General features: G+C 58.9%; 17 protein-coding genes. 3 read left to right on the top strand and 14 right to left on the bottom strand.

Features of this window, described 5'->3' with window-relative positions:
• Positions 1–165 precede the first annotated feature (165 nt).
• Positions 166–1,077 (top strand): restriction endonuclease, encoded by a 912-nt coding sequence (locus GFU70_RS25210; protein ID WP_153388967.1) that lies wholly within the window; start codon positions 166–168, stop codon positions 1,075–1,077.
• A 430-nt stretch (positions 1,078–1,507) separates the two neighbouring features.
• A complete protein-coding gene (locus GFU70_RS25215; protein WP_153388968.1) occupies positions 1,508–2,074 on the top strand; it encodes a hypothetical protein in 567 nt (188 codons plus the stop codon).
• A gap of 69 nt (positions 2,075–2,143) precedes the next feature.
• On the opposite strand, the gene GFU70_RS25220 is transcribed toward GFU70_RS25215, so the two are convergent.
• The 14 genes from GFU70_RS25220 to GFU70_RS25285 form a co-directional block, all read right to left on the bottom strand.
• Positions 2,144–2,503, bottom strand: coding sequence for a DUF6124 family protein (locus tag GFU70_RS25220; protein ID WP_024617040.1), 360 nt, complete (start codon positions 2,501–2,503; stop codon positions 2,144–2,146).
• A gap of 605 nt (positions 2,504–3,108) precedes the next feature.
• Positions 3,109–4,383 (bottom strand): glycoside hydrolase family 68 protein, encoded by a 1,275-nt coding sequence (locus GFU70_RS25225; protein ID WP_153388969.1) that lies wholly within the window; start codon positions 4,381–4,383, stop codon positions 3,109–3,111.
• Between the two features lie 582 nt (positions 4,384–4,965).
• Entirely contained in the window at positions 4,966–5,970 is a 1,005-nt protein-coding gene (locus GFU70_RS25230) for a hypothetical protein (RefSeq protein WP_153388970.1), read from the bottom strand.
• A gap of 269 nt (positions 5,971–6,239) precedes the next feature.
• Positions 6,240–7,361: a protein adenylyltransferase Fic gene (fic, locus tag GFU70_RS25235; protein ID WP_058544538.1), complete on the bottom strand. Its 1,122-nt coding sequence runs from the start codon at positions 7,359–7,361 to the stop codon at positions 6,240–6,242.
• 608 nt (positions 7,362–7,969) lie between these two features.
• On the bottom strand, positions 7,970–9,382 hold the full coding sequence (locus GFU70_RS25240) for an aldehyde dehydrogenase family protein (protein ID WP_153388971.1): 1,413 nt from the start codon (positions 9,380–9,382) through the stop codon (positions 7,970–7,972).
• Complete coding sequence (locus tag GFU70_RS25245; RefSeq protein ID WP_153388972.1) at positions 9,379–10,437, bottom strand: homoserine dehydrogenase; 1,059 nt, start codon at positions 10,435–10,437, stop codon at positions 9,379–9,381. Before GFU70_RS25245 ends, GFU70_RS25240 begins: the two co-directional genes overlap by 4 nt.
• A 359-nt stretch (positions 10,438–10,796) precedes the next feature.
• Positions 10,797–11,234: an Lrp/AsnC family transcriptional regulator gene (locus GFU70_RS25250; protein WP_053125728.1), complete on the bottom strand. Its 438-nt coding sequence runs from the start codon at positions 11,232–11,234 to the stop codon at positions 10,797–10,799.
• 11 nt (positions 11,235–11,245) lie between these two features.
• Positions 11,246–12,610 (bottom strand): threonine synthase, encoded by a 1,365-nt coding sequence (gene thrC, locus GFU70_RS25255; RefSeq protein WP_153388973.1) that lies wholly within the window; start codon positions 12,608–12,610, stop codon positions 11,246–11,248.
• 30 nt (positions 12,611–12,640) lie between these two features.
• Entirely contained in the window at positions 12,641–13,525 is an 885-nt protein-coding gene (locus GFU70_RS25260) for a LysR substrate-binding domain-containing protein (protein ID WP_153388974.1), read from the bottom strand.
• 59 nt (positions 13,526–13,584) lie between these two features.
• Entirely contained in the window at positions 13,585–15,015 is a 1,431-nt protein-coding gene (locus GFU70_RS25265) for an amino acid permease (protein WP_153388975.1), read from the bottom strand.
• Positions 15,016–15,150: 135 nt separating this feature from the next.
• Positions 15,151–16,404 carry a cystathionine gamma-synthase family protein gene (locus GFU70_RS25270; RefSeq protein WP_003205956.1) on the bottom strand — a complete coding sequence of 418 codons (1,254 nt, stop codon included), beginning with the start codon at positions 16,402–16,404 and terminating at the stop codon, positions 15,151–15,153.
• 744 nt (positions 16,405–17,148) lie between these two features.
• The gene (locus tag GFU70_RS25275; RefSeq protein WP_081264514.1) at positions 17,149–17,550 is read right to left on the bottom strand and encodes a hypothetical protein; all 402 of its coding nucleotides are present in this window, start codon (positions 17,548–17,550) and stop codon (positions 17,149–17,151) included.
• A 3-nt stretch (positions 17,551–17,553) separates the two neighbouring features.
• Complete coding sequence (locus tag GFU70_RS25280; protein ID WP_153388976.1) at positions 17,554–22,395, bottom strand: RHS repeat-associated core domain-containing protein; 4,842 nt, start codon at positions 22,393–22,395, stop codon at positions 17,554–17,556.
• Positions 22,396–22,529: 134 nt separating this feature from the next.
• Positions 22,530–22,988: a GNAT family N-acetyltransferase gene (locus GFU70_RS25285; RefSeq protein ID WP_116641246.1), complete on the bottom strand. Its 459-nt coding sequence runs from the start codon at positions 22,986–22,988 to the stop codon at positions 22,530–22,532.
• A gap of 326 nt (positions 22,989–23,314) precedes the next feature.
• Between GFU70_RS25285 and GFU70_RS25290 the strand changes: the two genes are divergently transcribed.
• A complete protein-coding gene (locus tag GFU70_RS25290; RefSeq protein WP_058544901.1) occupies positions 23,315–23,938 on the top strand; it encodes a CDP-alcohol phosphatidyltransferase family protein in 624 nt (207 codons plus the stop codon).
• Positions 23,939–23,949 lie beyond the last annotated feature (11 nt).

Consider the following 23,949-nt stretch of genomic DNA (forward strand, 5'->3'; position numbering starts at 1 on the left):
CCTTGCGCAGATCAGGCAGGCATCCACTGATACTGAAGACGCTCGACATCAGTAAGTCTCCGGCCCAGCCACACCAGTCACTATTCAGGGTGAAGGTCTGGGCGCACGACAACCAGGATCCGCACCTGCTTTAATACGCCCCGGCAACTGAACAGGAAGTTATCTATGCCCATCCCTGATTTCCAGAGCGTCATGCGACCGATACTGGCCTCCGTCGCCGACAATACTCCGCTAGCCCTAAGCGAACTTCGCGAGCGCATCGCCAACGAGTTTCAGCTCAGCGAGGAGGAGCGCAGCGAACGCCTGCCTTCCGGCAAGCAAACAGTCATTAACAATCGAGTCGGTTGGGCGCGAACCTATCTGAATAAGGCGGGGCTGCTGAGCATTCCGGCAAAGGGACTGGTGCAAATCACCGAACGCGGTCGTGAGGCGCTGAACAGTGGGCCGGTACGTATTACCGTTAGGTGGCTCAAGCAATACCCTGAATTCGCCGCGTTCCATACGACCAGTCCCGCCGATGACCCAGCGTTAGCCTTGCAGAGCGAACCGGTCGAACAAGCGACTCCCGACGAGCAACTGGCCGCAGCACACCAGGCGCTGACGCAATCTCTGGCGGATGAACTGCTGGCCCTGGTGCGTGCAGCTTCACCAACTTTTTTCGAGCAACTGGTAGTCGATCTGATGATCGCCATGGGCTACGGTGGCTCACGCAAGGAAGCAGGTCGAGCGACGCAACAAACCAACGACGACGGCATCGACGGCATCATCAAGGAAGACAAGCTCGGCCTGGACGTCATCTACCTGCAAGCCAAGCGCTGGACCAATACCGTACACCGCCCGGAAATCGATAAGTTCATCGGCGCCCTCACCCGCCAACGCGCCCGTAAGGGTGTGTTCATTACCACTTCGGACTTTTCCAATGGAGCCCGCGAGGCCGCCATGAGCCTGGATATCAAAGTGGTGTTGATCGATGGGCTGGAGCTGGCGCGGCTGATGGTCGAAAACAATCTCGGCTGCAACGTCAAACAGGTTTACGAAGTGAAGCACTTGGATAGCGATTATTTCGTGGAAGATTGACCCAGCTGGCTTGCCGCTCACCGCACCCACTGATGTCGTGCTGAGGTTCACAATTGTCCAACAGGCTGTTGGACAAATTGAGCGTGTTTCCGGGCTCTCTTATACAAAAACGTCTCTCTCGTCTGGGCAATTGTGCAGCAAGCTGTTGCACGATCTCAGAGCTCACCTCTTGGATAACTCCCGGTAATTGTGCAAGTACCTCTTGCACAATTTGAGTCCATCGCTTATTCCGCGCCCCTCAGAACATTCCTACAGCAATACTTCCTACATCCAAATACCGCGTCAACTCCGGACAAAACGTATCCCCTCTTGGGAACCATCCTACAACTTTCTGTTTTAGGACCTTGCTACCATTCGCCCAGAGCATTCCGACCTCATTAAAATATTCACCCCATCGAATTACTACAGCCAAACCTTTTAGAGTTTACTCATGACGACATCTGCCGAAGAATCGACACCCACAACCCAAGCGACGCCCCTGCTAGCCGCCCCTCGGTTCTACATCGTCTCGAAAAACAAATTCATCGTCATGTTTTTATTAACCCTTGGTTACTATTACACCTACTGGCTGTACAAAAACTGGAAAACATACAGGATCGCCACCAATGCAAGAGTGCTGCCCTTGATACGCACCATCATGGGCGTGCTATTTACTTATTCATTACACATGAAAATTGATCGACAACTATATATTTCTCACACGCACTACAAATGGCACCCGCGCCTACTTGCATTTGCACTTATAGTTTCCGAGTTTGTAGGGATTTATGCCGCATTCTGGCCGAGCGCACCTGGAGCTCATTCAGCCATTCCAGCAGCAACATTGCTTTTCAACCTGTTCTGCCTACTTCGGGTTCAGTCGGCAATTAACCATCTGGAAAATGATCCGCTAGGTCAGCAAAACTCCAAAATAACTGCTGCCAACTGCTTCTGGATTTCACTGACGGGTGTTGGACTGGCCATGCTGATCTATACGGCAGTGATGGCTAAGCTATAAGCCACCATGAAAAAAAGGCCTTGCCAAGCAAGACCTTTTTTTCATACCCGGGGTAAGCGCGGCCCCTTGTTACCTCACCTCAACAATATCCAAAGCCCGATTCGCCAACAGTTCACTCACCTCAATCACCTGCAAAATCCCCATCGCAACACGCCGTCGCGAACCCTCAAGGTCAAACGCCAAATCATTGATCATGGCATTGGCCGCAGCCAGGTTTTCACTGAGACTGGCAAGCAGACATTCCGAATCAACATCAGGTGCGATACGGAAGATGCTGTTGGGGTTGTCGGACGTTTCTTTCTTCGGCGTAGGCTTCAGGTAGTAATCCAAAGCCCGGTTAGCAGCATCATCAAGCTTCTTGTTACGAGCAGACTGAGCGCGAGACACATGTTCATCTGTAGCTGGCGGATTCGGTGTGATTTTAGCCATGGTAAAGCTCCTAGAGTCTATTGGAGCTACCACCATTCGCTGCGAAACGAAGTTGGGGTGGCAGCTGTACGCGGGTTCGCAGACCGGGACTCTAGGGACCGGCAGACCCAAGGGGTCTCCCACGCACAGCCACCTCTGACGAAATCACAGACATGGGTAATCTGCTTTCGAAGGTGACGTTGTGCGCCTATAGAGTCCGGGCTGCGAAACCCGATCACTGATGCTCAGTGACAGGACTCAAACTACCGACGCCCTCCGAGACGCACAAGCCGGCGGATTCTGGCGTAGTTGTAGGCAATGGCGCAAGGCAATGTCGGTCGTGGCTGGTCTCGTGGAGTCACGATAAACAACTGGCCGAAATGTTGGCTGACACACCGCTATCGCGAGCAAGCTCGCTCCCACAGAGGGGCTTGTGCACATACGTCGCAGGGAAATGCATTCACGACTGGCTGCATCCTTGCAGCCAGTCGCGAAGAGGGTTACGACGCGTTGTTCAATGGGGCTTGCGAGCAATGTCGCAATGAATCAGGCGGGATATCTCGATCATATCCACAACGGTTTTGTCATCGACCGCAAACCCGCTGCCTGAAACCCCTGTGTTGCTGTTACTTGAGGGTGACGTCGAGCATCGGCGGGATGTAACCGTAGTCGTACTCGGCCACCACGAACGTCTGCAGCCCTTTTATTTTCATGCCCACCGTTGGCGCCTCGGTGCCACCGACACGAATCTGCGTGCCGGTTTCGTCGGTCGGTACGCTGTCGATGAAGGAGGTCACCAGGCCGTTTGGCATTACATAGTGCGAGTAGGTCTGGAATGGCTGCGAGGACGGGTTGCCCAGCACCAGGCCGGAACCGTTCAGTGGCACGTAAGGGCCGAACAGCGAGTCCGCGACGAAACCGTACACCCCGTCCGGCCCGGTTACACCGTCGGCATAGGTGAAGGTATGGCTAATCGTGAACAGGTAGTACTTGCCATCCTGGAACACGAAGTGCGGGCGCTCGGTCTGGTCGTTTACCCCGACGGCGGTCAGCAGTGGCGGCAGCATTTCCCAGTCGTCACCGTCTGCATCGCGGGCTACGGCGATGCCGACACAGGCGGTCTGGTAGCGCGAGTTGCCGACATCTTCATAACCCGGCGGCACGTTGCCGATTTCTGCCTCTCCTACTTTGTGCGAGCCGCGCTCACCGGCCACGTTGCCCTCGAACAGCATGTAGAGCTTGCCGTCTTTCGGGTCGCGGAAAGGCCATGGGTCGCGGAAACCCCAGAAGGCGTTTTGTGCTTCGGTCTGGTACATGTTGCCGTCGGCCTCGAACAGCGGCTTGACCTTCTCGAAGCCGACCATGCTGACACCGTGTTCAGTGGTCACCACCCGACCGCGCACCTTGACGATGGTCGCGCCTGGGGTGACGGCGGTGTAATACAGGTCCACTTCACCTCGGTCGTTCAACAGGATCGGCGTACCGGCCCATTCGCGAGCGGTCGGCGAAACGCCTTCGGCCATCACGCGGCCACCGAATTCCCAGTTCTTGCCGGTGCGAGAAAACCAGTAGTACATCTTTGCCCGACCGTGACGATCGTTCCAATCGCGGAGGATGTCGTAGTTACCGTCCTCGTCGAGGTACTGCGGGTCGTTTGGATGACGATCGGCCGTCAGGGTGAAGATCACCGACCAGCCATCGACGGACGTCACGTTACCGTCCAAGTCGCGCAGGGGCATGGTGTCCCAGATGAACACGTCGTTGTTCAGTACCGGGAAATCCGCGCTGACCAGTGGCTGGGTGGTGGTGGGGTCATCCGCCCGGACTTTCAACGCATCAGCGCGGGTCCAGAGGCTGGGTTGATGGGGGGTTACACCGAATTTTTCAGTGGTGGTTTTCATAGGTTATTGCCTCGTCCATGAATGGATTCAAATAAATGATGCTTTAGAAATACTGTATGTGCATACAGTGAAGCAACCTTATAGAGGGTTATGCATGTGGGTCAAGCATAAAAATGCATTTGTGCATAATTTGGTTTTTTCTTTCAGCTGATACGTTTCAGCCGTGAACGTTTGCAGAAGTTAGTTCTTGGGTAGATCGACGACGTTGCCTGCACGGTCGGTGCTCTGAACGCTACTCGGTGGAAAGCGCGCGTAACGGGGCACCGGGCGAAAGCAATGCATAGAGGGATTGGTCAACTGAGCCTGTGCGTTCTGCGCAAAGGCCAATGCGGGGTGGGGAGCCACACGGGTTTTAGATTTGTCGCCGTCGGCGGCATGAAGGGAAGCGGGACGTGGTGAGCTGATTGCGAGGTGGTGAGTCAGTGGTTCTGATGTTGACTGGTATAGCGCTATCGCGAGCAGGCTCGCTCCCACAGTGGGGGGTATGAAATGCCTGTTATGGCGGTGGGTCACGAATGCTCAGCCACTCAATACCCGGGGTAAGCGCGGCTCTGGATTTCACACCTCGAGGTCAGGGTTGGTCTAGGCAATCGCGCAAACAAAACTCCTGACGCGGCCGGCTTCAACACCCAACAAGCCTATTTCGGTTTCATCAATGGCTTGGAGTTGAACCAGGTTCATGGCTTCGCGCCGGTAAACTGCACTGCCCTCTGAATCTGCATGAACCACATACCCCCCAGGCTTTACGCCTACACGAGCCTTGTCGAGAGCAATACTGGCCGAGACCAGGATATGGAAATCCAGGACGTTGTTCTTATGCAAAACCGTCGCGCCAATGAAATGTTCTGCGCATATTTCCAAAGCCATCTGCAGCCCATGGACCGCTGGGGTTTCCCGATAGCTGCCCGGCATGAATATCTTATCTTCCCAGAACTGCGCGTCATTCAGTTCTTCCAGCCCATCGTTTCCTATGTTGGGGTAACGTTTATGCTGGTAAAAAACGTTTCCATTCCAAATGATGAAGCCTGTATTTCTAACGATTCCGTCGCCGGCTTTTGAACCTTCTGTTTCGATTGCTGCGATCCGCTCCTTCGTAGCCCTTGCATAATCGCCATAAACCCCTTTGTTTATGCGGTCCCGCCCCGGGATTTCATTCACAACCGCATCCATTTGCGCACCATATTTTGCCTTGTTGATATTTCTGGCCTGCCCCCATGATTTCAACTGCTGGGTTTCTCTTTTCCGCATCCTGGAGTCTGGACGCCGCATTGATTTGAACCAAAGCGTCGTGCCTGGGACGAATATCAGCCATGGATTTATCTTTGAAATATCTATCAATGTTGCGCGGATGATTTCTTTTTCTTCCTCCGAAATAAACGAGACAGGCATTTCCTTGGAGAAAAGATACTCGGGGGCGACGACAAGGCAATAATCCAGTTGATGTCGATCGATATGTTTGGTGAAGGCCGTTCTCGCCATGTACAGCAAAGCCCCGATTCTAAGCTGTATGCAGAGAAGACTGTTCGCGACGGGGACTCTTAATCTGCGTGTATCGAAGTCCCAGACCACCACCAGCACGTTCGGCATCCTTTCCTCCCGCCTGGCTGCTGAGCGGTGCCGCAAGCCGGGTTGGCCGCATTCGTGTGAGAAGGCACTTGGCGCATATTCCAGGAAAATTCAGCTTAGATGAGCCAGGACGATTTGGCCGGCAGCCCCTGAAAAATATTTGTGAAACGCAAGAATCGAGGCTCTTTTGGATGCCGCAAAAAAATCGGGCAGGTGACCAACCTGCCCGATGCCAACGACCTGCCCCATCAACCCAACGTATTCAGGCACACCACCTTCGGCTGAGAAGGTCAGGCATAAGGCCTGAACTCATTGTTATCCCGAGTCAACAACTGCATCAGTTTCGGGTGGATAAAGAGCTTTTCCTTGCCGACCTGCGCTTCCTGGAGAACGCCGACGTCAACGAGATCTTTGAGGTAGCGAGAGGCAGCCTGGCGCCCGGCAATTTGTTTCTCGACGAGGTTATGGATGCGGCAATACGGTTGTTCGAAGATCACATCCACCAATTCACGGGAATAGATTTTCGGCAGTTGCTCACGAACGAATTGGGTCGTGTGTTCGGACAGGCTGCGGATGGCGGCGATTTTGGCGCAGGTCCAGCGGGCGGTTTCTTCCACGGCGCTAAGCATGTAGAGCAGCCAGGGCTCCCATGCCTGTTCGCGGGTGACGTCGAGCAGGAGACGGTAGTAGTCGGCTCGGTGGGCAATGATGTAACGGCTGAGATAGAGAATCGGTAGATTCAGCAGCCCCTCCTGAATCAGGAACAGCGTATTAAGCACCCTCCCGGTACGGCCATTGCCATCGGTGAACGGGTGAATAGCCTCGAACTGGTAGTGCCCGACGGCCATACGCACCAGCGGGTCCAAATCCGTCTCGTTGTGCAGGAAGCGCTCCCAGTTGGCGAGCAAATCACGTAGATGATCTTCGCCGTCCGGTGGGGTGTAGATGATTTCGCCGGTACGGTCGTTGGCCAATTGGGTGCCGGGTACGCGTCGAATGTCCATGTTTACGCCCTTTAGCGTGCGGCAGATTTCGACTGCGGTGCCCGTGGATAAGGGGCGCTCGGCAAGCGACAGGAAGCCGTGGTGTAGGGCTTTGCGATAACGCAAGGCTTCCTTGGTCGCCGGATCAGCATGGCCGTCAGCCTCCTGGGCATGCTGAAAGAGCAAGTCCGTGGTGGTGACGATACTTTCGATCTCGGAACTGTCCTTGGCTTCCAGCAAGGGAATGGTGTTGATCAGTACCGTTTGGTTGGGTATCAGTTCGGCTGCCTGCTTCAACTCAGCCAAGGCCGTGCGCGCCTCGATACAGCGCTTGAGTACTGCACGGGTTTCCAGTTCGGCTGCTGGAGGCAGACGCGGTAATTGGTTATACGGCTTATCGGCCTGCCAGACGTAAGGCGCTGCAGTCATGGGGCGATCCTGGTCCTTTAGATTAAAGGGCAAGGGCGCTCAATCCGCCCTCTCGTGTCGTCAGTGTAAACACGAGGGGATAACGTGTCGCTGTTTTTCGATTTTTGCGACACGTTCTGTTCTCATGTCGCTGACGACGACATGAGGGCGGAACGTGTTGTCAAAATGGCGTTTTAGCGACATGTCTTCAGGCGCGCGTCATTTAGATAGAAAATTCGGAAATACCGATTTTTCTCATCACCTGCTCCGGAGCCGATTCGCCTTCCTTGAAAACGTGCTCATTTGATAGTCGACTTGGCCGTGCCAAACAGCTCCGCCGTCTGCTCTTGGATCAGCCAAACCGGATACATGGGAAGTGTGGGAGAAGGGCATCGCGGGCAAGCCTTGCTCCCACAGGGGTTTGACTGGGTTGCGGGGTGGGGTTTACTGGCCTTTTCGTGAACATGCCCGCTTCCACAGAGGACTGACACAACGTGTCGCTGTTTTTTGATTTCTGCGACACGTTCCCTCCTCATGTCGCTGCTGGCGACATGAGAACAAAACTTGTCGTCAAAATGGCGTTTTAGCGACATGACAGGTCAAGCGATGCCTTCGGACTGACTCGCCCCTCACCCCAACGTATTCAAACAAACCACCTTCGGCTGGGTCATTTCCTCATAGGCAAACCGCACCCCCTCCCTGCCCAAACTGCCGTATTTCGACCCGCCAAACGGCATCGCATCAAACCGGAAATCCGACGAGTCATTGATCATCACGCCCCCCGCTTCGATCCGTCGTGCAGCGCTCATCGCGGTGCTGAGGTCGTTGGTGAAAATCCCGGCGTGAAGCGCGTATTCAGGTTCGTTAGCCAACGCGATGGCTTCATCGAACGTGTCGAACGGCTGCAACACCACCACCGGGGCAAAGGCTTCGTTGCGCCAGAGTCGGCTGGAATGATCGACGTTTTCCAGCACGGTGGCGGCGTAGCAGGTGCCTTGGCGGCGGTGGCCGCAGAGTAAGGTGGCGCCTTGTTGCAGGGCTTCGTTGACGACCTGTTCGGCGTTTTGCGCGGCTTGTTGGGTGATCATCGGGCCGATGTCGGTGTTGGCGAGCAGTGGGTTGCCGACCACCAAGGCTTGGGCCTGGTTGACTAAGCGTTCGCGGAAGGCGGCGTAGATCGGTGCGTGGATGAGCAGGCGTTGGGTGCCGATGCAGTTTTGCCCGGCGGCCCAGAAGGCGCCGGAGAGGCAGCTGTCGACGGCGGCGTCGAGGTTGCAGTCGCCCATGACGATGACGGGGGCATTGCCGCCGAGGTCCATGGCGAGTTTTTTCAGGCCGGCGGTGCGGGCGATTTGTTCGCCGGTGACGAAGCCGCCGGTGAAGGAGATCATTCGCACGTCGCGGGCGGCGACCAGGGCTTTGCCCAGTTCGGCGCCGCCGGTGGCGACGGTGACCACGGTTTCAGGCAGGCCCGCGGCGACCAGGTACGACACCAGTTTGAGTGCCGACAACGGCGCCAGCTCGGACGGTTTGAGGATCACCGCGTTGCCGCCGGCGATGGCCGGGCCGAGTTTGTGGGCGACCAAGTTCAGCGGGTCGTTGTAGGGGGTGATGGCGACGATCAGGCCCAGGGGTTCGCGGGTGAACCAGCCTTGGCGAGATTCGGCGCCTTCGTAGGCGTCGAACGGCACGATTTCGCCGGCGTTGCGCTTGGCTTCTTCGGCGGAGAGCTTGAGGGTGTTGACGCAGCGTTTGACTTCTTTTTCCGCCTGCTTGAGGGTCTTGCCGGCTTCGTCGACGATCAGCCGGGCGAAGGTTTTGGCGTCGCGCTCGATGTTCAGTGCGGCTTGTTCGAGGATGCTGGCGCGGCGATGACGTGGGAGTGCGGCGCAAGCTTTTACGCCGCTACGTCCGGTCTCGAGCAGGTGTGGGACTTCCGAGGCGCACACGTCGGCAACGGTGCCGACGATGCTGCCGTCAAATGGGTTGAGGACTTCGATGTGCGGTTCGACGACCGCCAGGGCCAGGCGCGATACGTTCACAGGTTGTGCTCCTGTTTGCGGGTTGCCGATTGGTGGATGTGGATGATGTCCGACAGCAGCGCAAAGGCGGTTTCGGTGCGGCCTGCGCCCGGACCGGAGACGGTGACGGCGCCGAGCAGTTCGCTGGTGAAGGACACGGCGTTGGTGGCGCCGCTGATGCTCGCCAGTGGGTGGTCGTTGCTCAGCAGGCGCGGTTCGACGCTGGCGCTGATGGAGCCGTCGGCCTGGCGTGTGGCGGCGCCGATGAGTTTCCAGCGAGCACCGTCGTGGCGGGCTTTTTCGATGTCGGCGAGGCTGAGGGCGGAGATGCCGCTGCAGGTGACGTCGCTGACGGTGAGTTTGGCGTCCAGCAGTTCGTTGGCGAGGATCACCACTTTGAGGCGCACGTCGTGGCCTTCGACGTCTGCCGTTGGATCGGCTTCGGCGTAGCCCAGGGCTTGGGCCTGGCTGACGGCTTCGGCGAATCCGAGACCGCCTTCCATGCAGGTGAGGACGAAGTTGGAGGTGCCGTTGAGGATGCCTTCGAAACCGCTGATCGAGCTGCCGGCCAGGGATTGTTTGGCGAGGCGGATGACGGGGGTGCCGCTCATCACCGAGCCTTCGTATTCGAAGGCGACGTTGTTGCGCTGGGCCAGGGCTTTGAGCTCGGCGCCGTGCAGGGCGATGGGGCCTTTATTGGTGGTGACCACGTGTTTGCCGCGCTCCAGGGCCCAGCGGCAGAACGAGGTGGCGGGCTCGCCGTCCACCGGGTTGGTGAAGGTGGCTTCGGCGATGATGTCGGCGCCGCAGTCTTTGATCACGGCTTCGTTGAGGGCATCGACGGTGCCGCCGGGCAGTTGGGCCATGGCGCCTTGGGTGGCGGGCAGTTTGGCCAACAGTGCGGCGTCGAGGCCGTGGCGGTCCATCACCGAACCGAGGAACAGGTCGGTCACGCCGACGATTTTCAGGGTGAAGCCGAGCTCGGTTTTCCACTGCTGGTTGCGCTCGGCAATCAGTTGAGCCAATGCCCGGTTCACACCGCCGAAGCCGACCAGCGCCAGTTTGTATTCAGTCATTTTTGTTATGTCCTTGATCCGGGGGTGGGTTGTTGGGATCTAGGTTAGGGAGGTGGCGTGGGCAGTGAAATATGCCAATTTGCTCTATTTTTTGGGCGTTTTGACCAAGGGGTGGGCAAAGCGGTAAGGATGGGAAAAACCCAATAGGGTTCGGCTTACATCTCAGGCTGATGAGGCTCATTTGTGGCGAGGGGATTTAGCGAAACGTCGCACCGCCCCGCTGGGCTGCGAAGCAGACCCAAAACCATGCGGCGCGGTGGGTCAGGTTGATTGAGGGTGACTAGGTTGGGGCTGCTGCGCAGCCCAGCGGGAGCAAGCTCCCTCGCCACAGGGTTCACTGTTGTGACGGATTAGCGTGCCTAGACCACCGACGACAACACAAACGACGTCACGGTGTTCTCCACCCCCGGCAATGCGGATATCTCTTTCCACACCTTGTGCACCCGCTCCGGGTTCGCCGCGCCGACACGCAGCATCAAGTCAAACTCGCCACTCATCACGTCGCACTGCAGCACTTCGGGCATGGCTTGCAGGGCCTGCAATACCTCGGCGCCGCGCATGCGGTCGTAGCGGTAGACGAAGATCACGGCGTTGATGTTCGACGACGCTTGCGCGCCCTCCCCGGTGCGCACCGTGTAGCCCTGGATCGCGCCGTCACGTTCGAGGCGTTCGATGCGTTGGCGTACGGCGTTGCGCGAGAGGTTGACCTTGGCCGCCAGTTCGGCGTGGGCGGCGCGGGCGTTGAGGCGCAGTTCGGCGATGATGCGTTCGTCGAGGGGGTCGAGAATTCGCTTCATGGGGCCTCCGGTTATAGGGCGCCGAGCAGTTGATGGAGGGCACCGAGGTCGTCCGGCTGGAGGCGATGAATCTGCGCCGGGCCCTGCTCGGAAACCGGGCGCTGTTGCGCCGCAATGTGGATCCCCAACTCGCCGAGCAACACCGCCGATTTGGCCGGGGAGATCTCGCCCAAGGTCACCATCGGCGCCACCAGGCTGCGCCGGTACAAGCGCGCCGCGAGCACGCCGGTGGCGGTGTGTGGGTCGATGACGTAGCCGGTGTCGCGATGCAGCGAAGTGATTTCCTCCAGCGTCTGTTCATCGCTGACCGCGTACGAGTCGATGATCATCCGCGCCTGCAACCAGAACTCGTTGGCGATGTTCATTTCACCCTGGGTTTCGAAGGTGTGCATCAGCGCGCTCACGGCCTGGTCGTCGTGCCCATAGAGTTCCCAGAGAAACCGTTCCAGGTTGGAAAAAATCGACAAATCCATGGCCGGCGACAGGGTCTTGCTGGCGCGCAATCGCGAGTAGTGGTTCTTCAAAAAGAACTGATGCAGCGCGTCATTCTGGTTGGTGGCGACGATCATCTGCGTGATCGGCAAGCCCATCTTCTGCGCGATGTAGCCGGCATAGACTTCGGCAAAACTCGCCGCCGGCACGCTGAAGCCAATGGGCCGCTGACCGCCGCCCAGTTGCAGCACGGCGTGGAAATAAAACACCAACTGCGCCATGACGCTGACCCAGTTGCTGGAATTGAAACTGATCGCCTCATGCTGGCGGAACAGTTGAGTAACCAGGGTCTGGCACTCATCGAAACTGCCATCGACGGCCACTTGATGAACCCGCGGATGGGCCGTCGCTTGCAGGTCTTGAAGCTGGTCTGGCGGTACGCCGGCCTCGGGATAGATCACCACCACGTCGGTCTCGTCGCAGTGCTTGAAGGCCTCGATGGCGGCCAGGCCGGTGTCGCCGTTGGTGACGCCGATCACCACGGCGCGACGCCCGCGTTTACGCAGGAAGTACTGCACCAGCCGCGCCTGCAATTGCGCGGCAAAGTCCTTCGAGGAGCGGGTTGGCCCATGGAACAATTCCAGGACCCATTCGTTGCGATCCACCTGATGCAACGGCGCCAGGGAGCGATGGCTGAACTGGCTGCCGGCCTCCTTGAGCACACGCTTGAAGTCGGCCTCGGGAATTGCCTCGCCCACGAACGGACGCATCACTCGATAGGCCAGTTCGTCATAGGCCAGGGTCGACCAGTTGGCGATGTCCTGGGGTTCGAACTGCGGCAGTTCGACGGGGACGAACAAGCCGCCGTCCTCGGCGATGGCCGACAGTACGACGCGTTCGAAGTCGACCTGCACGGTTGAATTACGGGTACTCACATAGCGCATGGTCAACTCCGGATATTCACTTGAAACAGCTCATTTGAAGCGATGCGCCTGCTCCACCAGCCAGGTGGAAAACCGCGCCGCGTCCGGGTGTTGCTCGGCCCCGGAACTGCGCACCAGGTAAAACGATTCGCTGGCTTCGATACGCTGGGCGAAGGGTTCGACCAGGCGTCCGTCGCCGAGCATGTCACTGACCATCGACGACCGCGCCAGGGCGATGCCCTGCCCCAGTTCAGCCATGCGCAGGGTGCAGACCAGCGTGTCGAACTGCATGCCGGTCGAGGAATCCACCGAGTCGGCACCGACCATGTTCAGCCAGTAGCCCCAACCCTCTTCGTAACCCAGCACGTGCAGCAATGGATGCTTGGCCACGTCCGCCGGCACTTTCAGCGTCGCCATCAAGGCCGGCGAACACACCGGGAACAAGGTGTCCCAGGTCAGGCGTTGCGACACCAGGCCCGGCCATTGACCGTGGCCCCAGCGGATTTCCATGTCGTCTTCGCCGTCCAGCTCCTTGACCCAGATGTTGCTGATGTAGCGGATGTCGACGTGCGGGTGCGCCTGGCGAAAATCCACCAGTTTCGGCGCCAGCCAGTGCACGAAAAACGCCAGGCTGCCGCGTACCTTGATTGGCCGGCGCTTGTGCTGGCCAAAGATCTCGTTGGTGCCCACCGCCAATCGCGTGATCGCGTCCTGCACCACCGGCAGGTACGCCTGGCCCTCCTCGGTCAGGCCCAGGCCACGGGGCAAGCGCTTGAACAGCGCCACCCCCAGGTGGTTTTCCAATTGGCGGATCTGCTGGCTGACCGCGCCCTGGGTCAGACACAATTCTTCGGCGGCGTGGGTGAAGTTCAGGCAGCGGGCGGACACTTCGAACGCCCGCAGCCAGTTCAAGGGAGGCAACGTTTTTTGCTTCATGATCTGGACCTCGTTGACCCCCACGCACCGGGCACGTTTGCCCGCCCCGTCGACGCGGCTTAAAACGCGTCGGACGGTTGTGCCACGAGGGCAACCGACAAGCGTCGCTCGCGGCTTTTGCGGGTAATGTAATACACGAAGTAACACCAGGCGATGAACGGCAAGCCGAAGTACAGCGCCACCCGTTGTTCAGGGTCGAAGGCGATCCCGACGCACGCCAGGCTGCAGCACACCAGCGCCCCCAGCGGCACCCATGGATAACCGCGAACGCGGAACTTGAGGTGGCGAATGTCGCCGCCGTTGGCCACATAGTGGCGGCGGAAAGCGATCTGGCTCGCGGCGATGCTCATCCACACCACCACCACGGCCAGGCCGGAAATCGACACCAGCGCCAAGTAGATGGTGTCGGCGGCAAACACGCTGCTGAGCAACGAGGCCGCGCCGCCGGCCATGCTGACGATGATCGCGTTGAGCGGCGTGCCCATGCGGGTCAGGGCCGAGAACTGCTTGGGCAGGTGGCCTTGGTCGCTGAGGGTCCAGAGCATCCGCGAGGCGGCGTACAACCCGGAGTTGGCCGCCGACAACAGGGCGGTGATGATCACGAAGTTCATGATGTCGGCGGAGTACGGAATGCCGATGTAGGTGAACACGGTGACGAACGGGCTTTCCACCAGACCGGCTTGCTCGCGGGGCAACAGGGTCGCCAGGACAAAAATGGTCCCGACGAAAAACACCGCCAGGCGCAGCACGGTGGTGCGGATGGCGCGCGGCACATTGCGTTGCGGGTCTTTGGTTTCACCGGCGGCGATGCCGATCAGTTCGGTGCCGGAGAAGGCAAACGAGACTGCCAGCAGCGTCATCGCAATGGGCATGAAGCCGGTAGGAAACAGTCCTTCGCGGGTGAAGTTGCTCAAGCCGATGCTGTGGGCCTGGTCGATGTTCAACAGGCCGAGGATCGCGCCACCGCCGATCAGCAGGAACATCACCACGGTCAGCACTTTGATCAACGACAGCCAGAACTCGGTCTCGGCGAACAAACGCACCGAAATCACGTTGGTGAGGAACACCACGCCGGCGAACAGCGCACTCCAGATCCACACTGGCGTGTCGGGAAACCATCGGGTCATGAGGATACCGGCGGCGGTGAACTCGGAACCGATCGCCACCGTCCACGTCAGCCAATACAACCAGGCCACGGTGTAGCCGGTGCCGGGGCCGAGGAAGCGTGTGGCGTAGGTGCTGAACGAACCGGTTTCCGGCATCTGCACCGCCAGTTCGCCCAGGCACATCATCACCATGTAGACCATGAGCGCGCCAATGATGTAGGCGATCACCGCGCCCATGGGGCCGGCCTGGTTGACGGTGTAGCCGGAGGTCAGGAACAGCCCGGTACCGATCACGCCGCCCAAGGCCAGCATGACGATATGGCGCGTCTGCATTTCCTGCTTGAAGCCGGCCCGCGTACTCGTTTGTTGTTCTGTTATGGACATGGTTGTTTCTCATGAAATGTCAGGGCGCGCATCTACGTCTGCGCGAGTCAGACAAGCGCCACTGAGCTTTTATTATTATTCCTATTCATGAACGCCCCATTCACAGCCTTGTTATGGGGTACCAACTTTCAAACTTCAGTTTGCGGTCTCGATGTGGACTTCATTGAGCTGCGGATTGAGGGTCTTTTTGACGAAGGCGAAGGCCTGTTTCAGATCGTCCAGTAGATCGTCCGTGTCTTCGATGCCGACCGAAACCCGCACCAGGCCTTCGGAGATGCCCAGGGCCAGGCGTTCTTCCAAGGTGTTCTCGACATGGCTGGTGGTGCGGGCCGGGCCATAGATGGTTTCCACCGCGCCCAGGTTGCCGGCGCAATGGGCGAAGCGCAGGCGTGGCAGCAGCAGCTTGACCGTGTCCATGCCACCGACCAGGACAAAACTGACGATGGCGCCGAAGCCGGACATCTGCGCGCAGGCCACCGCGTGGTTCGGGTGGCTGGGCAAGCCTGGGTAATTGACCGCTTCCACCAGCGGTTCGGTGCAGAGGAATTCGGCCAGGGCCCGGGCGCTGTGTTGTTGCTGGCGCATGCGCAGCGCCAGGGTCTTCATGCCACGGATGATCAGGTAGGCCGAGAACGGGTCGAGGCTCGCGCCGTTGATTTCCCGGTAATGCCGCACCTGAGCCATCAAGGCTTCGCTGCCGCACACCAGGCCACCGAGCACGTCACCATGGCCGCTGAGGAACTTGGTCGCGCTATGAATCACCACGTCCACCCCCAAGGCCAGCGGGCTCTGGTTCAGCGGCGTAGCGAAGGTGTTATCCGCCACCACCACGGCGCCGACACGCTTGGCCGCCGCCACCAGGCGCGGGATGTCGAGGATCTTCAGGGTCGGGTTGGTGGGTGTTTCCAGGTAAAGCACCTGGCAACCCTTGGCGATTTCACGCTCGAGGTCGTCGTGATCGAAAGTCTCGCACAAGGTCACCGCCACGCCGGTGCGCGGCAGGAACTCTTCGAAAATCTTGTTCGTGCCGCCGTAACTGTCCTTGGTCGACACCACACGATCGCCATGGGCCAAAAAGGTGTAGAGCACACTGCTGATCGCCGCCATGCCGCTGCTGAAGGCCACCGCAGACTCGGCCATTTCCAGCTCGCGAATCTTGGCTTCGAGGGTCTCGACGGTCGGGTTGCTCATGCGGCTGTAGATAAAACCGGGGGCCTTGCCCAAGGCGACGTCGTACCAGACGTCGATGTCGTCATAACCGTACGCGGCGCTGGCCACGATGGGGGTTTGCGTGGCGTTGTAGGGGTGCCTGACTTGCTCCCCACCCCAAACCGCCCGGGTCCCTGCTCCCGCGTTATCAAGCCCTGTGCTGTCAGGTTTATTGTTCATTGAGGCTACTCACACTGAGGGGGTGGACGTTGAGCCATCCACCGGATCTGAGGGCCAATATAGGGAAAAGCCGGGCGGCCGAGAAACGATGTTATTGGTGCCAAAGGGGTGGTTTTTTTAATGGCTGGATGAAGGTCCGGAATGACCTGCGAACACAAAAACCTGTGGGAGCGGGCTTGCTCGCGAAAGCGGTGGGTCAGTCACTGAGGGGTTGAATGTGCAATCGCTTCGCGAGCAAGCCCGCTCCCACACTGGAATTGTGGTGACGAATGCGTGAGCGCCTGTCCTACAGGCGACCGTTGACTTAAAGGCTGTGTGAATCATTGTGGCGAGGGGATTTATCCCCGCTGGGCTGCGCAGCAGCCCCAAAAGCAACGACCTTGCTCTTACTGGCACACCGAGTTGTCTGGTTGGGGGCAGCTTCGCAGCCCAACGGGGATAAATCCCCTCGCCCCATGGGAGTACCAGTCCAACTGAGCCACATAGCAGCTTGTTGAAAAGTATTTTAAAAACATAGGGTTGTAATTTGTTCTATGAGGGGGTTGCTCCCACTCGGCTGCGCCGTAGGAGCTGCCGAGCGAAGCGAGGCTGCGATCTTTCCATAGCCAATTGAGTATCAAGCGAAAGATCCAGATCAAAAGATCGCAGCCTTCGGCAGCTCCTACCACGGCCCAGCGGGAGCAAGCTCCCTCGCCACAGGGCCAGTGTTTTTTCAGATATCCAAGGAACGATCAAATATCGAGCCTATTCTTCCACATCTCTTATAGATTCAAGCCAAAGAAAAAAATGATCTTTTTGCAGCTGAGGATCGCTGACTATATCTTGGTCTTCATAATCAAAAATATTAACAAGATCCGATCTTGAGGCACGCTTACCCAAAACATGTTCATATGCAGCTATCCCTGACGACATTTGCGAGGACATACTGGAAGGTCTTACACTTCGCTTAGCCCCCTTGCATAAAAATTTTAAATCGGAGTGTTCTTTTATAATATTTCCAAGACACTCATACACGTCAGCCCCGGAGTATTTTTTTGACCAGCCACTTTTGAAGGTAAGTAAAATGGTTGATTTTGCTGAATTAACATCAAGCAGCACCTCCTCTTTTTGACCGTCTTTAACAATTGAAATAACTTGCTTCGTCATTTTTTATTTCCTTTGAGGGTTGGGTAAAGAGTACCCAACATAGGAACCATCTCTCTTAAGTGGAGTGACCCCGATAATATCTTCCGCCTTTACCCGATCAGGGATTGCAATCTCATACTCATAGCTATAAGGAACATCACTGCGCGGGAGCTCCTTATTTACATCGCGTCCAGGAATTCGCTTTAGGACATACAGATACCCTTTGCGCGTCCTATACTTTGTTCCAAAATCGATACCGACATCAACATCCGTGGTTGTACTGACAAAATTACTCGGTGGATCTCTGTTATCCCAAACATGAAGCAGTAAATCGGTGCTTTTCCCCAAGCTCCTAAAACCTTCTTTAAAAATGATTTCTGGCCCCCTCAAGTCTCCACGATAAAGAAATGTAGGTTTTGGTGGGGAGGCCTCCCCCTCATCCACCCCAACCTTCGCCGCCGGATCCTGCTCCCCAACCGCCGGCCTACACCCACCCTTCCCCGGACATTCCACCAACCCCAACGGATCCACCCACCCCGTCGGGTTCAGGGTGTACCTATACCCATTGAGCCCACCCGCCAGTTTGCTCGGGTCAGGCGTCAAATAGCGGCCGGTCTCGGGATTGTAGTAGCGGTGGCGGTTGTAGTGCAGGCCGCTTTCGGGGTCGAAGTATTGGCCCTGGAAACGCAAGGGTTGTTCAAGCTGTTCGCCGCCGCCGTGCTGGAGTTCGGTGAGTTTGCCGTAGCCGTTGTAGCGCGCCGACCAGACGACCTGGCCGCGGTAGCTGGTCAGTTCCTGGGGCGTGCCCAGGTGGTCGAGGTGGTAGTAGAACGGCGTGGCTTTTTCCGGGCCTTCGCCGTCGAGCATCGCCAACGGGCGGAAGGTGCCCGGTTCGTAGACGTAGCTGCGGTGGTGGCGTGGGCTGTTTTCGGCGACGACCTGGTCGCCCTGCCAGAAAAATTCCGTGGTCAGGCCGTCTACGGTCTTGCTGATGCGTCGGCCGAAGGCGTCGTAGCGGTAGGAGGTTTCGCGGCCATCGGCCGTGGTGATGCCGATCAGGCGGTGCTGGCTATCGTAGCGGTAGGTGCTGACCAGGGCCTGGCCGCGGCGTTCGCGGATGAGGTTGCCGAAGGCGTCGTAGTCGTAGTGGCGGTCGCCCTCCTTCAGCAGGCGGTTGCCCTTGAGGGTGGTCGGGCCGGGGCGGTCCTGCATCATCAGGTTGCCGGCCGGGTCGTGGCAGAAGTGTTCCGGCGGTTCGCTGTGGGAAAAGTCGATGCGGGTCAGGCGATCCAGCGGGTCGTACTGGTAGCTGCGGCGGTTTCGGTTGTCGGAAAGGGTCTGAAGATTGCCCTTGGCGCTGTAGGCATAATCGCGCCAGAACAGTTGCTGCTGTCGGCTCTGCCACACGGTCTGGGCCTTGAGGCGGCCCTGTTCGTCATAGTCGTAGTCACTGAGCAGCCGGCCCTGCTGGCGTTGCCGTTCGCGACCGCCGACGAACCGGTGTTCGGTCAGGCGCGAGCCGTTGAGGTCGATGGCCGTCAGCGCGCCGCCCGGGGCGTGGTGGTAGTCGAGCTGGCTGTCGTCCGGCAGGCGCAAGTGGTTGAGGCGCCCGCAGGCGTCGTAGCGATAACGCAGGGTGCCCCAACCCTGGTGTTCGCAGACCAGCCGGTCCTGGGCGTCGTACTCGAAGGCCAGCGGATGATCGCTGCCGTCGTTGACGTGGACCAATCGGCCCAGCTCGTCGTAGCGGTATTCGATGGCCTGGCCGTCGGGCAAGGTCTTGACCCGCAGCCGCCCGGCCGCGTCACGCTGGTACTGGGTAACCCGTTGCGAACCGTCCTCGCCGTGCTCGGTTTTTTCCAACAGGTGGCCGTTGAGGTCGTAGGCGTAGGCGGTGCGTTGGCCGTCGAAGCCGACCTGCTGTCGGATCAAGCCGTTGGGCGTGTAGTCCAGCTGATATTTTTCGCCGGATTCGTTTTCGATTTCGGTCAGCAACAGCCGAGCCGAGTCGTAGCGGTACTTCAGTTCGCTGCCGTCGGGGTTCAGGCGGCGGCTGACCAGGTGCAGGTCGTCGGCGTATTCGTAGCGGGTGACCCGCCCCTGCTCATCGCACTCGGCGGTGACCTTGCCGTAGGCGTTGTAGCGCCAGGTCCGGGTGGCACCGTTGGGCAAGGTGACTTGCAGCAGCCGGCCGACAGCGTCCCATTGGTAGTGCGTGAGCGCACCGTGTTCGTCCTCACGGCTGAGTAAACGCCCCAGGGCATCGTAGGAAAAACACCGGCGACTGCCGTCGGGCAGGATCTCTTCGGTCAGTTGGCCCAGGCGACTCCAGGTGAACCGATGTTCGCCACCGTCCGGGTCATACGTCGCCAGCAGTTGCCCGTGAGCGTCGTAGGCATATTCCGTGCGCTGGCCGTCCGGGCCGATGAGGACGATCACATCGCCGCGGGCATTGCGCCGGTAGGTCCACACGGCCTTGCCGCGTGAACGGGTGTGCAGGAAACCGTTGCGGTATTCGTAGGACGTCGGCGCCTCGTCCGGTGGAATCAACGCCACCAACCGTCCGACCTCGTCGTAGCGGTATTCGGTCACGGCGCCCAGCGGGTCCTGCTCGGCGATCAACCGGCCCTGTTCGTCGTAGGCCTTGAGGTGCTCGCCGCCATCGGGCTCGACCTGGTGCACCAGCCGCGCCCGCTCGTCGTGGACGTACACTTCCTGGCTGCCATCGATATTCTGGACAGTGACGCTGCCGTCCTCGCCCCAGGTGTAGCGGCTGTCCATCTGCGCGAACGAAGCCCAGTGCCGCACACAGCGGACCGCCGGGCCGACGCCTTGCCATTCCCAATAAAAACTCGCGCCACCGGCCAGTTGTCGCTGGAGGATGACGTGCTGGTCGTCGTAGTCGTAGCGTTCGCTTTCACCGGCGGCGTTGGTCGCTTCGATCAGTCGGAAACGTCCGTCGTAGCGGTAGGACACCAGCGTCTGTTCGGTCCGCCAGGCTTCGTCTGGCAGCAGTTCAGGGTGAAAGCTCTGGTAGTCGATGGCGACCAGGTGACGATGCTCGTAACGCAGGCGCAGGCTGCGCCGGGCGCCGTTGTCCAGGCGGCTGATATCGCCGTAGATGTTGCGCTGGATGGTCAAGCGGTTGTCATACCGATCGCTCAGGGCAATCAGATGGCCGTCACGAAAGTGCAGGAATGCTGCGCCGTCACCGGGTTGAGCGACGATCAGTTCGTCCGCCTCGGTCCCCAGGTAGATCGCCGCGCGGGCCAGGCTGTTGTGGATCGCCGGACGTTGCAGGCTGGGGCGGGGAAAGGTGGTGCGGCGGTTTTCCTGGTCGATCCAGATGACCGCCTCGCCTTCGATCAAAAGGCGATGGGCCAGGGCATGGCTCCAGCCGCGCCCGAGGCCGATGTCCAGGTCGGCGGCGCTGGTGCGGTACAAACGGGTGAAGACGAACGGCAAGCGGCCATCGAGGGTGCCGTCGTCGAGGGTCAGCAGTTCTTCGCCGGTGACCATCGACACCGGGCAGCCGTGGGTGCGGGTCTGGGCCGCGGTGTCGGCGCTGTCGCCGTTGGGGTTTTTCGATTGGGCGGGGGCGTCGTCGTGGGGTTCGTGTTCACTCAGGCGGGTAGAAGGCTGGGATTTTTCCCGCGCCACGGCGGCCGGATTACTGACGGACAACGGTGCAGCGTGTTCAGGAGTGATGTGCAAAGGTCCGACAGGCGTCGGTTTTAAAGCTGCGCGTTGGCTGACCACCAACGGTTTGAGCACGTCTGCATGCTGATTGAGCCGGTCGGGGGCGAGTTGGCCCAATCTCAGGCTCGACGCCAGCAACCACGCCCGGGCCCGCTCCGAGCTGACCCGGCCCAGCACGTTTCCGCTCATGCGCAGCCCCAGGCCCAGCCCCCCGGTCAAACGCACCAGCAGGAAATTGATCAGCACCGAGGCGCGCAGCTCTCCGACAACTTCGGCCGCGTACTGAGGCGGCAACATTCGTACCCAACTGGTGAACGCGGCCACGTGGACGAAGAGCAACGGCTCGTCACTCAACACCATCAGCCCTTTGGCAATCGCCTCGGAGGACGCCTTCAGCAGTTGCTCAAGCTCAGCCTGGGTCAGGTACTCCAACAGCTTTTCGCTGTTGGCCTGCAGATCCGCCAACAGCCCGAAAACCTGTTTAACGTCGTCCCACAGCTGATGCAGGGCATTTTTGAAGCCGCGCAAATCAGCCTGCTGCAACACGCCGTAGCGTTCGAGAAACCCGGCGTCGGAAAACTCCTTCCACAGCGGTTGAAACTGCTCCCACTCCGCTTTCAGCCAGCCCTCAAGTTCGTCGATCACGCCTTGGTAAGACGCGTACAACGCCTTGACGTGATCGGCCGTTACTTGGGGGAAAAAGGTGATCCGATAGCGCTGGCCCCGCCAACACTCACCGACTTCCAAGATACCGCTGGGGCCGATCACGTGATGGATCGGCTCGCCGAAAGTTTCCTGCCCAGGCTCTCCCCCAATGACCGGCTCCAGCATCACCGGTGTGTCGCCAATCGGCACGAAGCGCGCCGCCTGGAACATGTGCACCAGCGTCAGCGGCCCCTCCGCCGGACAAGCCACCACCGTGGCGCTGATGGGTTTATCCAGGTTTTTCGGTGCCGCCAAGGACACCTCGTTGCCGACCTTGAATACTTGCTCAAGATCCAACGCCCAACCGGCCCAGAAGCTTTCAGCCCAGGCGTCGTAGTCATTCAGGCAGGTTCGAAAGTCCTGGAAAACCGCTTCGACATCCGGCTGTTCGGGGTCCATGGCCGCCACCACCAGCAAGCCGATGGCGTTGTTCAGGGCCAGGAGTTTGTCGAGGGCATACATGCAGGAATCTCGGTGCGGGGACGAACGCGAGACTCTGCCGGGGATGACGGGGGAATTAAGTCAGGGGAGGGGGACAAAACATGTAGGGCGATTCGCTAAATTTTAAACGCTTGGCGTGGGAGCCCCATCGATGACTATAAACACCGCGCCATCAGCCACTGCTCTTCCCCCCAAGCCTCAAAGCGCTCCAGCACGTCCCAACCCAACTTGGCGTAATAATCACGCTGGCTGTGGGTGTGCAGGAACAAGGTGATGATTCCAGCCTCCTGCGCATGGCTGCAGATGCCTTCGATCAACTGCGCCGCAAGCCCTCTGCGTCGAGCCTCCGGGGTGATGAACACACATGCCAGCCACGGGCCCAGCTCTGGCCGGTCAGGCAGGTCGTGGCTGGCCAGTGAAGCGCCGCCGAGCAACTGGTCGTGTTCCATGGCGATCAGGCACTTCCAGCGGCCATCATGCTGCCCCGCAGCGAACTCCTGCTGCCAACTGGCGAGCGATTGCTCGGCAAATTCATAACTGAACTCGCGATGGAGCCACTCGGCCATCTGGTCGCATTTGTCCATGTGGTTAGCGAGCCAATCCATTTGCAGCATTTGAACACTCCTTGTTTATTTCTCTGGGTGGAAAAGCTGAAGATCTATTTGTTTGCCGTATCGCCATCGCGAGCAAGCTCGCACACAGGAGTTTCGTCGTTTGATCCTTTGATTGAAACCTCATCGACTGCTCTTATGGCATCACGACGTCTATTCGTTGAGACACAAAGCCCGTTCCCACATTGGCCATTTTTTTGCGCAGGTCATTTCATTTCAGATGCCTACCCGCGCGCATTCTCGAGAAATACCCGCCTGCAACCCTTCAACCTATCGTAATCTCGCACCTGTACAAGCCCAGCCCCGCAACCGGCCGAGACCTCATCCCGATGCCCTCCATCTACCAACTCAAGCCCGCCTTTCAAAACCTGCTGCGCCCCATGGTTCAACGCCTCTACAACAACGGCATCACCGCCAACCAGGTCACGGTGCTCGCAGGCCTCGTTTCAGTCTTGGTCGGCGCCATCATCGCCTGGTTCGCCAGCCATCCGTGGGTCTTCGTCCTGGTGCCGATCTGGATGATCCTGCGCATGGCGTTGAATGCCGTGGATGGCATGTTGGCGCGTGAGTTCGGCCAGCAATCGCATCTGGGTGCCTACCTCAATGAGCTATGCGATATCATCGCCGACGTTGCCCTGATCCTGCCTTTTGCCCTGTTTGCCGATACCAGTCTGTTGCTCGTGTTGTTGGTCACGCTGTTGGCGTTGTTCAGCGAATACGCCGGCGTGCTCGGGGCGATGGTGGGGGCTTCGCGGCGGTATGACGGGCCGATGGGCAAGAGTGATCGCGCCTTTGTGTTGGGCGTGTTGGCGACCGGCATTGCCCTGGGTTGGCTCGGGGCGCTGTGGGTCGATGGTGTGATGGCGGTGGTTGCCGCCCTGCTGGTTTATACCTTGGTCAATCGGGTCCGTCATGGCCTGAGCCAAGTGAAGGAAAACGCTCCCTCAGCATAAAGGAACTTGCA

The organism is Pseudomonas brassicacearum (assembly GCF_009601685.2).
Taxonomy (GTDB): Bacteria; Pseudomonadota; Gammaproteobacteria; order Pseudomonadales; family Pseudomonadaceae; genus Aquipseudomonas; species Aquipseudomonas kilonensis_B.